Genomic DNA, 12,734 nt, shown 5'->3' on the forward strand with positions numbered 1-12,734 from the left:
AAATTTATTATATTCCTAAATCTTCTTCTATTTCTTTTATAACGCCTTCTGCATTTTTTATAGCTTCTTGTAACTCAACTTCATAAACTTCACAACCATCAAATCTTTCCATACCTTCTGGTGTTATTGCTACTGCATGTATTATCATAGTTGCTCCTAATATATCATCTCTTGTTAACTCATTTTGTACACCATCTGCACCTTGAGTTTCAACTTTCGCTTCATAACCTAGTGCCTTTGCAGCTTGCTCTATTGCCTCTGCTGCCATGAAAGTGTGAGCTAGTCCCATTGGACAAGCACATAATGCTACTAATTTTTTATTCATTTTAAATTCCTCCTATTTTTTAATTAATTATTTGTTTTATTTTAGCCTTAGCGTTTAATTATAAACCTAAAGCTTCATTTATTAAGTTAGATATTTCTTCAACATTATTGCTCTTTAAAAGAGAATCTTTAAAGTCTTTATTTATCAATTTTCTTGAAAGAGATGATAATAATTTAAGATGAATATTTTCTTTGCTTTTTCCTGGCATAAGTAAGCTTATTGCCAATTTAACCTTATCTTCACCTTCATTCCAAACAACATCATCAGTAAATTTCAATACTACTACTGCTGGATTTTCAATCGCATCATTTTTAGTATGAGGTATTGCGATAGATTCACCTAAATTTGTAGTAAATTGTTCTTCTCTAGCCATTAAACCTTCATATACTAAATTTTCGTCTTCTGTTAAGTTTAATTCTTTAGCTTTTTTTGCTATAAATTTTAAAACCTCAACCTTAGACTTAGTATCAACATTTAAAAATACATATTCTGTGTTAAATATGTTTGTTTCCATTATTAATTTCCTCCTTAATTACCTATCAGTGCCATTAGTTTATCAAAGTCACATATTTTAATAATTCCTCTTACTCCACCTTCATCTTTTATAAAGTTATAAAGGTATTTAAATATTGAAAAATTATGTTTTTCTTTAGTATTAAAAAATACCATAAATACTAGCTGAACCTCTTGTTTATCCCAAACTATTGGATTTTCAAGTATCCCAACTCCTATTATAGATTTTTTATCTCCCTTCACTATTGTGTGAGGTATTGCTACTAGATTTCCTATTTCAGTTGATGAAATATTTTCTCTATCTATTATGCTTTCTATTGAACTTTCTTCTATAAAATCTCTTTCTTTCAGTTTGTTAGAAAGAGAAAGTATAACCTCTTCTTTAGTACTAGCCTTTATACTAAAAAAAGCTTTTTCATCAAACATATTACTTATTATCTTTCTTCTTTCTTCTTTTTCGTAAAATGCTTTGTTTACGTTTTCTATCAAGCTATCATCAAATATATTTTCGATATATAAGACAGGTTTTTCATATCCTTTTAATTCAACAGTAGATACTATTAAATCAACATCTTGACTTATAGCCATATCAAGATATCTAACCGGATAAACACCTACAACATTTAAATCACTTATATTCTGCTTTAATTTTTCAGAAATAAGTTGCCCTGTCCCTATCCCATAATGGCAAACTATGCAGATTTTCTTACTCGTATTTTTTTTCATTCTTTCATTTGAAGCCGCAAAGTGAATAGCTATATACCCAAGTTCATCTTCATCAAGTTTTAAATTAAACTCAGTTTCTAGTTTATTTGATAAAAACACAGCTAGATTAAAAGCAATTGGAAACTTCTCTTTTATTTGATGAAGTAAAGGGTTATTGGATTTTATATTAGCTTTCGCTCTATTTAAAAATCTCTTTATATGGTCAGATATTGCAACCATAAACTCCTCATCCTTTGTATAATCACTTCCTGAAATAAGTAATATATCTTGAAGTGCACTACTTATAACACTATTTATTCGCTCCTCAATTTCACTTGTGTTTTTTCTTCCTTGTGTTCCTTTATACGCTATTACACCAGAGTAATTTGAAATGTAAATTACTTCATCTTCAATAAGTTTAAACCCAATCTTATCAGAGATTTCTTTCATTAAGCTTTCTATAAAAGAGTAATTATGAAATCTATAACTTGTATCTATTAGATTTATGTTGTTACTATGTCCTCTCTTACTCCTAAATACAGAAACAATTATTTTTGAAAGCAAAAGATTAAAATCTTTATCTGAAATTATTGTATCTTTCTTTCTTAAATGTTTTTCTAAAATATTTTCTATACAGTGTATATCGTTTTCACTGATGTCATCCAAAAACACTTTGATTTTACTTTTTTCATCCAACTTTATTGCATAGTCAGTAATCAATTGTCTTATATTAATTTCTTCACCATGTATATAGCTTCCATAGTAAGGTTTAGATTTTATAACTAAGTCATACTTTTCAAGTTTTCTTTTAAGCTTACTAGACAATTTGTTTATAGCGGCTATACTCAGATTTAATTCTTCTGCCATTGCTTCTATGCTCATATAATTCCTATTAATAAGCATACATATTATGTTTGACATTCTTGATTCTTCAGAGTCATCTAAAAAACCATCAATATATTTATTTGCTTCTTTAATAGCTCTTGCTATATTACTTTTAGAGCCACTTAGCTTATATCCTATACCTCTAGAAGAAGCTATTACCAAATCATACTTGCTTAAAATACTATTTAAATCTGCTATATATCTTTTAATAGTTTTTGTAGACACATCCAATTTGATAGCTAGTTCATTTGATGTCATATATCCGTCTTTATTGCTTAAACTTTTTACTATTACTGCATGTTTCTTAGTTATCATTGTATCACCTTCTCTTTGATTTCAATTATATATCAAGTAAAATTTTAATTGTATATATAATATGTCTATATAAGGGACATTTTGTATTTATATATTGTTACATAATGCAACTATTGCCTCTGCATATATAGCTATTGCAGTTATAAATCTATCTAAGCTAGCAAATTCATTTGCACTATGGACATTTCCAAAACTACCATCAGGAAATTCACAACCAAATATTACTGAATTATTCATTTCAGAAGCATAACTTCCTGCACTAGTTACTCTAACATCATTTTTTAAATCTCTAGAATACTTTATATATATCTCATGCAAACTTTTTACAAGTTTTGAATTTCTATCTATATAATTGGCTTGCTTTAAATTTTCCCCAATAATCTCGAATTTATTAATATTATTCTTCTTCATATACAAATTAAATTTTTTTATTATATCTTCAAGCGTTAATACTTCTGGATATCTAACGCTTAGAACTAATTCTAGCCTTCCATCTATTATGTTTATTATTGTTGGAACAATTGATAAAATCCCACATTTGCCTTCAATGTCTAAACCAAATAATTTTCCATCTATATTATCTTGATTTATTAACTCATCCAAATCTTTTATCCAATCTTCATCAATATTTTCTGATAAAAGTTTAATTGTGGCTAGTATTGGATTGATTGCTTTTTCTGGTTTAGATGAATGTCCACCTTTGCCGTGTATAACATAATCTCCATTATTATAACTTATTGAAGTATTATTAAAATCACAGCATATATTATCTTTACCCAATTTGTTTGTATTTTTTATATATACTTTATCTGGTATTGTGTTAAACTCTATTCCACCACTTATGTATAAAGACTTATCCTCTATATCTGAAATTAACTTTATTATTGCCCCACCTTTTTCTCCGTTTAGTACAGGAAACTTAGCATCTGGAGTAAATCCACATACACCATAGGGTTCTTTGCTATAATAGTGCTTTATACATCTAAATCCACTTTCCTCATTTCCGCCAGCAATTAATCTAACCTTTCGTTTTAAATCAATATTTAAATCTTTTATCATTTTTAGTGCTAAAAAATTCGCTATCATAGGACCTTTATTGTCAGATACTCCTCTAGCAACCAATTTATCTCCTATAATATTTAGTTTAAATGGTTCACTATCCCATCCTTCCCCTGGATTTACAACATCACAGTGCCCAAATATATCTACAAACTCTTTTCCATCTCCATATTCAATTTGAACAGCATGATTATCTATATTTTTGACCTTGAAATTGTTTTCTCTACCTAGGTTTTCAAACCAATTTAACGCATCATAGACTCCTTTTCCAAAAGGCATATCTTTAGATACAGTTTTGTTATCATAAAATGATGGTATGCTAACCCATTCTTCCAACAGTTTTAAAAATTCCATTTCATACTTTTTACTTTCTTCTTTAAATAATTCCATAATTATCACTCCAATTTAGAACTTTATATTATATATCATAGTTTATCTTATTTGATAACTCCTTATACTTTATGTCATTTCAAGGGACAAAACTTTTTTACTATTGATTTTATAATCTATTTATATATAATTATTTGTAGGATAAATTTAATATCATAGGAGGAACAAGATTATGGAACCATTATTTTTAAAACCTATTTTTATGGATAGAATATGGGGTGGTACTGCACTTAAAGATAAATTTAATTATGAAATAAATTCGCCAACAACTGGTGAATGTTGGGCTATAAGTTCTCATAAAAATGGAGATTGCTTAATAGAAAATGGAGCATATAAAGGTAAAAGTCTATCTGAATTGTGGGACAAAAATAGAGAATTATTTGGAAATACACCTGGAGATAAATTTCCTTTGCTTACAAAAATATTAGATGCAAATGATAATTTATCAGTTCAAGTTCATCCAAATGATGAATATGCAAAGAAAAACGAAAATGGAGAGTTGGGTAAGACAGAATGTTGGTATGTAATAGATTGTTCTGATGATGCAGAAATTATCATAGGTCATAATGCAAAATCTCATAAAGAGTTTGTAGATATGATAAATAACAATGAATGGGATAAACTGCTTAGAAAGGTTAATATAAAAAAAGGAGACTTTTTCTACGTTCCTAGTGGTACTATACATGCCATATGTAGAGGAACATTAATTTTAGAAACTCAACAAAATTCAGACACTACTTATAGAGTTTATGATTATGATAGAACTGACAATTCAGGCAACAAACGTGAACTTCATGTTCAAAAATCCATAGATGTTACGAATGTTCCTCATATAAATCTTGATACTGATTATAAAACTGTATCAACATCAGACTTTAAATGCACAACATTTGTATCAAATGAATTTTTTAGTGTTTATAAATTAGATATCTTTGGAAAATGTAATTTTACACATAATACACCTTTTTCCTTATATAGTGTGTTGGAGGGAAATGGAAAACTAATACACAATTCTGTAGAATATGATTTAAAAAAGGGTATGCATTTCATATTACCAAATAACTTTGGAGATTTTAGCTTTGAAGGTAATTTGGAGATTATATGCTCCCATATCTAGATATAAAATATAACTAAAAATAGGCTATCATAATAACTTACTTTATGATAGCCTATTCTTTATAAAATACTTACTAAAACACATAGTATTTTGATTTAGGATTTGTTTATAAGAGTCTTTAATAATATATATCAGAAAATTCTATTTTTATTTTTTCTTGAATATTATATATTCTCTTATCTTCTGTATAATGTTCACTATTAAAACTCTTCATTGGAAGTGAAATTAAGAACTCTGTCCCTTTGTTCACTTCACTTATTACTTCTATATCTCCACCATGAAGACTTACTAGGTTCTTAACTATAGCAAGGCCTATTCCACTTCCTTCAGTATTTCTAGATAATGTCTTATCAACTTGTGAAAATTCTTCAAAAATCAATTCTAGTTTATCTTGAGGTATTCCAACTCCAGTATCTTTTACACTTATCATTACCTTATCTATTTTATAATAAATATTTACGTATATCCATCCTCCATTGTCAGTAAACTTAATACAATTTGACAATAGATTCAATATGATTCTCTCAATTTCAACCTTGTCTATATAGACATTAATTTCTTCAAGCTCTGTATCAAATAGAATTTTTATATCTTTCCTACTTGTATACTCTTCTATATTCATAAATAAATCTTCTATTACAGATACAATATTGTATTTTGCAAGTTTTAGTGTATAGAATCCAGACTCCATCTTTGTTAAATCTATAATATTATTTATTAGTCTTTGAAGTCTATAAGAGCTTTGTCTCACTAAATCTACATGAGACTTAATATTATTGTTGTAGTCTTTTATCTTTTCACTTCTATAGAAAGAGTCTACTAATTGATTTGAACTTGATATAACATTTAGTGGAGTTTTTAACTCATGAGACATATTTGCGAAAAACTCAGTTTTTATTTTATCTGTTTTAAATCTTTCAAGCAGTTCTTTTTCTGCTTGTTCAGAATATTTTTTATGTGCTAAGTCTTTTATAATAAGCATTATGTATCTAGTATTATATATAGCAAAAGGTAATGCACTTAATTCTACTTCTACTATATCATCATAACTATTTATCAACTCATACTCTAATAAAAATACACTTCTATTTTCATTTAAAACCTTAGCCATATTATCAGTAAATTTCATTTTTTCTTCAGTATTTGCATTCATTAATAACTTAATGTTAGAGTCTTTTATATCATCTATATTTGTAAAAGATAGCATATCTAAAAATGACTTATTTGCATAATTTATACTTAAATTATCTTTTAGTAGACATATCCCATCAGGTAATATATCTATAAATCTTGAATAAGATGATTGACTTTCTTCAAGTTTTATTTGAGATATTTTTCGAGAAGTTGTATCACGTATTACAATAATGGTTTTATCTGTTCCAGCATTAGTATACTGTGAAAAACTCATTTCAACATACTTTACTTCCCCATTTATTAAGTATCTTTTTTCTATGCTCTCTTCACTTTTGCATATTGAAGAGAAATCAATACTTTCTAAGTTACTTTTAAAAATTTCCCTACATGCATTATTCACATATATTTTATTGCTACCTTCAAGTACTACTATCCCGTCACCAACACTTTCTAAAAAATCTCTGCTTCTCTTATTTGCTTCAATAAGCTTATGTTCATATTCCTTTTTCTTAGTCTTATCTTTTAATACACATAATACACCTTCTATTTGAGAAGCAATAATTAAAGGAGCAAATATGGCTTGATAAACCTTGTTATCGCTTGTATTAATAAACTTTTCCACGTTCTTTTCATTATCAAATACAGAATGAATACTTTCTATTAAATCGTGGAAATTTTTTATTTTATCACCTAATTTATCCTGTTCTTTATAATCTCCAAAAATGTTTCTAAAACTCTTGTTTGCATATGTAATTTCTCCATCTTTACTAAACACAACTATACTATTTACTGCAACATCTAAAGTAGATTGTAGTCTAGATTCTCTTCTTATAAGTATTTCTTTAAGTTCTTCTATCTTTTCTGTTTCATAGATTAATTTTTTGTTCTTTTCTTTTAGGCTTTCTGTTTTTATTGTTAATTCTTCATTTGTGTCATGTAATTCTAATGCTGTTTTCTTAATATTCTTAGACACTATGTAATTATATAAATAATATAAGGCTACATTTATTATTATCTGCGATAATATCCCCTCTACATGTCTATTAGCAATCATTATATGCAATAAATTTGGAACCCTTGATAAAATTATTATTATTATTATTCTATTAAAAAATTTTTTTTCATTATATTCCCATTTACTTTCATTTGAACTTGAATTTAATTCAATTCCACTTACAATGGAAGTAATTATCATAAACACAGATGTTACAATGCCTAAAGAATAATGTAATCTATCTTTTCCTAGAGATTCAACTATTCCAGATATTATGAATAAAGATGCTACTGTTAAAGCCACACTTGTTATGAATAAAATTACACTTGAATTAATTTGTTTATTATCCTTAACAAATTTAAAACTTAAGTATACACCAAGTATAGGAAATAAATCGGTTATTGCTGATATTGTAATATTAGTACCAATTATAGACTCTGTTCTAATTCCTAAGCAATTAAATAAATATATACATTCTAATGCTCCAGTAGCGGTAAAAATTAATCCTAAAAATGTAGAAAATGAATCTACTTTAAATTTTGTAGTATTAAATATAACCATTCCTGTGGCTATTAAAAATATGGCATATATTGCATGTAACAAAGTTTCATATTTATCTGTATCTTTTATAATAAAGAATAAAAGTACTGAGCCCATTATTATAAATAAAAGGCTCATATTTTCTCTTTCTTTTATATCTGGATTTACATCAGGTATTATATTCTTCAATACTTTACACTTCCTCTTAATTAATATTTTATACTAATTAATTTATACGATACTCGACATTATAATTCCTTCTTTATACCTCAAAGCAAAAACAGACATTTTCCGCTAAAACAAAATTCTTTTGTTTTCTACCCTCTTAGTTATCTTGTTTCTATCGAAGTTTTCCAATATAATCATGCAATTTTTTCTACTAGAATCAATCAAATCTCTGTATTCTCCTAGTGTTATCTCTTTATTTTCTTTTATATAATTTATCAAAGTATTTTTTGCATTTTCATAAATGTCTTTGTCCATTACATACAAATCATCTAATTTCTCTACCTTATTACCTATCATTGACTCTAATACTTCAGCATAGTTATTATTTCCTTCAGAAACTTCATCTATTGTCAATATAGAAGAAACTCCACATGATTTTAATCTTTTTTCTATCTTCTTTGCGATTTCTTTTTGCTTGTCATTTAAAACAACCTCAAAATCAAATAGAGATACTATATTATTTTCTATTTTTATGATATTTTCTGTAGATAATCTTTCTAATAAAATATCCATTTCTCTAGTCTTAAAATTACTTTCTATTTTAGACCTTACTTCTTCTTTTAATATTCCTTTTCTCAATCTATATTTCTTATGGTATTCATTTAAAAGATTTACTATATTTTCTTTTAATTTGTTATATTGATTTATATGCATATACATATTGCCTATAATAAATACTTTACTTTCCGATATAAGTGTTTCAAGAGCTTTTTTTACCTGCTCTTCATGGGCACCACTATAACTCATTATTTCTTTTATATTTGGATAATTTTTTAGGTTCCTCTTTAAGTATTCTTCTATTATATCTTTAAGTTCGCCTTTTTCTTTTATTTTTAATGCTTCTATAACCTTTTCATCAAATCTCTTATGTTTTTTAGGAGATGGGTCGATTATTACACCTCCACCAATAGTTTCCATTGGAGAATAGCGTCTAACTACGAAGGTATCACCTTTTTTGGATACTATACTTTCTTCAAGTCTTAACTGAACATATCCACTCTCTCCACTTTCAATTAATTCTTTATCTAGTGGAACTGCTCTACAAAGTATTTCTCTAGTACCATGATACAATCTTAATCTATCCCAATGTTTTAACCCTTTGTCCAAATGGTTTACCAATGATAATTTCACATCTAACATCATTGATTCTTCTAATGAATTTGGTGCAGCCAAAACATCTCCTCTTTTTATATCTTCCACTTTTACATTTGATATATTGATTGCTGTTCTTTGCCCTGCATAAGCTGTATCTTTATTTTCTCCATGAACCTGTATACTTCTTATCTTTGTTTTTAACACTTGTGGATATATAATCAAATCATCTTCTATACTTATCTTTCCTTCTATTAAAGTTCCTGTTATTACAGTACCAAATCCTTTTATTGAAAATACTCTGTCTATATTAAGTCTCGATGGAGAATTTTCGTTTTTATCTTCTATATCATCACTCATTTTATCTATTTTTTCAATAAGGGTATCTATACCTTTTTTAGATACAGAATCAACTTCAATTATTTCTGCGTTTTCAAGAAAAGTTCCTTTTATTTTTTCACAAATATCTTCTTTTACCAATTCTCTAAATTCTTCGTCTACAGTATCAGACTTAGTTAGAACCACTATTCCATTTTTTATATTTAAAAAGCTTAAAATATCTAAATGCTCAACTGTTTGTGGCATAACTCCTTCGTCTGCTGCTACAACAAGTAATACTATGTCAAGACCTGATGCTCCAGCTAGCATATTTTTTATAAACTTCTCATGTCCTGGTACGTCTACAATACCTGCTCTTTTATTATTTGGTAAATCAAAATAAGTAAATCCTAGATTTATTGAAATACCTCTCTTTTTTTCTTCATCTAATGTATCAGTTTCTCTTCCTGTCAATGCTTTTATAAGAGTTGTTTTTCCATGGTCAATATGACCTGCCGTTCCAATTACTACATTTTTCATTTTTTGCCCCCTATCCAAACTTCAATACTTCTACTTCTCAAATTAAATTCAATATCAATATTATCTAAAATTTATTTAATTAAATGCTTTTCTTAATTCTTCAACAATCACATCAAACTCATCATCAAATATAGTTCTTACATCTAGTACATATTTATTATCATATACTCTAGCGATTATATGTGCTTCACTAAGTCTTAACTTCTTTTCTAAAGATGACACATTTATATGCTCAGGAGTTATTGTTACTACCTTTGTACTTATAGTTTCAAGAGGCATTGACCCTCCTCCTACTTGTGAAAATCCATCTTCTATATTTATACTAGCATTTAAATTTAAAGCAGTTATTTTTTCAAATAGCTTATCTGCTTTTACTTCTAATTCTTCCATCTTATATGTTAACATTTTTAAAGTAGGTATATTTTCTATTGCCTTTGTCTCATCTAAATACATTCTCAAGGTTGCTTCAAGAGCACATATTGTAAGTTTATCAACTCTAAGAGCTCTAGTAAGCTGATTTTTCTTCATTTTTTCTATATACTCTTTTTTACCAACTATAATACCTGCTTGTGGACCTCCAAGCATCTTATCACCACTAAAAGTTACTACATCTGCACCTTGTCGTATAGAATCTAATACAGTTGGTTCATAAGATAATCCATATTTTGATAAGTCTATAAATACTCCACTTCCTAGGTCTTCTATTACAGGCAGTTTATACTTTTTGCCTAAATTAACTAGTTCTTCTATAGAAACACTCTCTGTAAATCCCATAATTCTATAGTTACTTGTATGAACTTTCATTAATACGTTTGTATCCTCTGTAATAGCCTCTTTATAATCTTTTAAATGAGTTTTATTAGTTGAACCAATTTCAACAAGCTCTGCACCACTAAGAGCCATTATACTTGGAATTCTAAACGAACCACCTACCTCAACTAGCTCTCCACGAGATACAATTGCTTCTCCACCTTTAGCCATTGTGCTAAGTACAAGAAGTACTGCTGCGGCATTATTATTTACAACTAGTACATCTTCTGCACCAGTAAGTCTTTTTATTGTACTAGTTAAATGAGAATATCTTGAACCTCTTTCTCCATTATCCAAATCGTATTCTAAGTTTGAGTACCTTGAGGCAGCACACCATAATTCATCTTTTATATCTTCACTCAGTAAAGACCTACCTAAATTTGTATGAATAACTGTACCAGTTGCATTTATAACTTTTTTTAATGATAGTGAGTAATTTAATTTAACCCTGTCTATCGCAGATTCTATTATTTCATCAAATTCTATTGTTACAGAATTTGATGCATCTTCTTTTAATCTTAATATAAACTGTCTTTTAGAATCTATTATTTCTCTAACAGATTCTAAAACTAAGCTTCTAGGATATTCATTTATTATTTCTACAATTCTATTATCACTTAATACTTCATCAACTGAAGGCAACATTGCAAACAATTCTCTTTTGCTCAAAACAATCACTCTTTCTCTATAATATTTTATAAAACGGTAATATATTTTTCCCCTTTTGGAACTACAGACCCTATAATCTTTGCTTCTATTGCTCCATTTAATTTCATATCTCTCACAAGTTCTTCTGCAAGTTCTTCTTTTACAGAAATTAATAGCCCACCTGATGTTTGTGGGTCGTATAAAATATCTTGAACTGCTACTTCCACATCTCCTACAATTTCTACATCTTTAGATACATAATGCATGTTTTTGTACATACCCGCAGGTATAATTCCCATTTGTGCCATTTCTATTGCACTTTCAATGATTGGTACATTATTTGATTCAATTTCAATACTTACTTCAGAGGCTTTAGCCATTTCTAAAGTATGACCAAGTAAACCAAATCCAGTTATATCTGTAACTGAATTTACATCAAATTTATCAAAACTCATCGCTGCATATTTATTTAAATGTATCATTATTTCTATTACTTTATCTGCTATGTATTGTTCTACCATACCTTCTTTCATAGCAGTATTTAACACACCTACTCCAATTGGTTTTGTTATAATTAACTTATCACCAGGCTTTGCAGTGGCATTTGACAAAACTTTATTTGGATTTACAATCCCAGAAACCGAAAGACCATACTTAGGCTCCTTGTCATCTACAGTATGTCCTCCAACTAAAAGTGCTCCACTTTCTTTTACTTTATCAAATCCACCCTTTAATATTTCTGCAAGCACATTCATATCATGGCATGATGGAAAACAAACAATATTCATTGCAACCAAAGGTTTGCCTCCCATAGCATATACATCTGATAGAGAATTTGATGCAGCAATCTGTCCAAATACATATGGGTCGTCTACCATTGGTGTAAAGAAGTCTAATGTCTGAATAAGTGCCATATCATCATTTAATTTATAAACAGCAGCATCATCTGCTGTATCTAATCCTACTAATAGGTTTTCTATATTATCATTTTTAGGTAATTGAGATAAAACTGATGCCAGAACCTCTGGCCCTATTTTAGCGGCTCAACCACCTGCTGTTGTCATCTCTGTAAGTTTTTTTTGTTCTTTTTTCATAAAAGTGCCTCCTTTACTAAATTTCCA

At 28.1% G+C, this 12,734-nt stretch carries 9 protein-coding genes; 1 reads left to right on the forward strand and 8 read right to left on the reverse strand.

Features of this window, described 5'->3' with window-relative positions; all coding sequences use genetic code 11:
• Window positions 1-7: 7 nt before the first annotated feature.
• From ACTG48_RS14370 to ACTG48_RS14385, 4 genes are all read right to left on the reverse strand, one after another.
• Entirely contained in the window at window positions 8-325 is a 318-nt protein-coding gene (locus ACTG48_RS14370) for a PTS fructose transporter subunit IIB (protein ID WP_003416512.1), read from the reverse strand.
• Window positions 326-383: 58 nt separating this feature from the next.
• Window positions 384-839, reverse strand: coding sequence for a PTS sugar transporter subunit IIA (locus tag ACTG48_RS14375; protein ID WP_021385484.1), 456 nt, complete (start codon window positions 837-839; stop codon window positions 384-386).
• Between the two features lie 14 nt (window positions 840-853).
• Window positions 854-2,743, reverse strand: coding sequence for a BglG family transcription antiterminator (locus ACTG48_RS14380; protein WP_479917209.1), 1,890 nt, complete (start codon window positions 2,741-2,743; stop codon window positions 854-856).
• An 87-nt stretch (window positions 2,744-2,830) separates the two neighbouring features.
• Window positions 2,831-4,192 carry a M20 family metallopeptidase gene (locus tag ACTG48_RS14385; protein WP_479917210.1) on the reverse strand — a complete coding sequence of 454 codons (1,362 nt, stop codon included), beginning with the start codon at window positions 4,190-4,192 and terminating at the stop codon, window positions 2,831-2,833.
• A gap of 172 nt (window positions 4,193-4,364) precedes the next feature.
• Between ACTG48_RS14385 and manA the strand changes: the two genes are divergently transcribed.
• The gene (gene manA, locus ACTG48_RS14390) at window positions 4,365-5,309 is read left to right on the forward strand and encodes a mannose-6-phosphate isomerase, class I (RefSeq protein WP_479917211.1); all 945 of its coding nucleotides are present in this window, start codon (window positions 4,365-4,367) and stop codon (window positions 5,307-5,309) included.
• 118 nt (window positions 5,310-5,427) lie between these two features.
• On the opposite strand, the gene ACTG48_RS14395 is transcribed toward manA, so the two are convergent.
• The 4 genes from ACTG48_RS14395 to selD form a co-directional block, all read right to left on the reverse strand.
• On the reverse strand, window positions 5,428-8,166 hold the full coding sequence (locus tag ACTG48_RS14395; protein ID WP_021385433.1) for a PAS domain-containing sensor histidine kinase: 2,739 nt from the start codon (window positions 8,164-8,166) through the stop codon (window positions 5,428-5,430).
• 105 nt (window positions 8,167-8,271) lie between these two features.
• Window positions 8,272-10,155 carry a selenocysteine-specific translation elongation factor gene (selB, locus tag ACTG48_RS14400; protein ID WP_479917212.1) on the reverse strand — a complete coding sequence of 628 codons (1,884 nt, stop codon included), beginning with the start codon at window positions 10,153-10,155 and terminating at the stop codon, window positions 8,272-8,274.
• A 75-nt stretch (window positions 10,156-10,230) separates the two neighbouring features.
• The gene (gene selA, locus ACTG48_RS14405; RefSeq protein ID WP_044213781.1) at window positions 10,231-11,610 is read right to left on the reverse strand and encodes an L-seryl-tRNA(Sec) selenium transferase; all 1,380 of its coding nucleotides are present in this window, start codon (window positions 11,608-11,610) and stop codon (window positions 10,231-10,233) included.
• Window positions 11,611-11,660: 50 nt separating this feature from the next.
• On the reverse strand, window positions 11,661-12,707 hold the full coding sequence (gene selD / locus ACTG48_RS14410) for a selenide, water dikinase SelD (protein WP_079747027.1): 1,047 nt from the start codon (window positions 12,705-12,707) through the stop codon (window positions 11,661-11,663).
• Between the last annotated feature and the right edge of the window lie 27 nt (window positions 12,708-12,734).

Source organism: Clostridioides sp. LIBA-6822 (genome assembly GCF_056688955.1).

Bases quoted from the DNA above. Each gene is read 5' to 3' on its own strand.
- ACTG48_RS14370 (WP_003416512.1), bottom strand. From the start codon at position 325: ATGAATAAAAAATTAGTAGCATTATGTGCTTGTCCAATGGGACTAGCT.
- manA (WP_479917211.1), top strand. From the start codon at position 4,365: ATGGAACCATTATTTTTAAAACCTATTTTTATGGATAGAATATGGGGT.
- selA (WP_044213781.1), bottom strand. From the start codon at position 11,610: ATGTTGCCTTCAGTTGATGAAGTATTAAGTGATAATAGAATTGTAGAA.
- ACTG48_RS14380 (WP_479917209.1), bottom strand. From the start codon at position 2,743: ATGATAACTAAGAAACATGCAGTAATAGTAAAAAGTTTAAGCAATAAA.
- ACTG48_RS14375 (WP_021385484.1), bottom strand. From the start codon at position 839: ATGGAAACAAACATATTTAACACAGAATATGTATTTTTAAATGTTGAT.
- selB (WP_479917212.1), bottom strand. From the start codon at position 10,155: ATGAAAAATGTAGTAATTGGAACGGCAGGTCATATTGACCATGGAAAA.
- ACTG48_RS14385 (WP_479917210.1), bottom strand. From the start codon at position 4,192: ATGGAATTATTTAAAGAAGAAAGTAAAAAGTATGAAATGGAATTTTTA.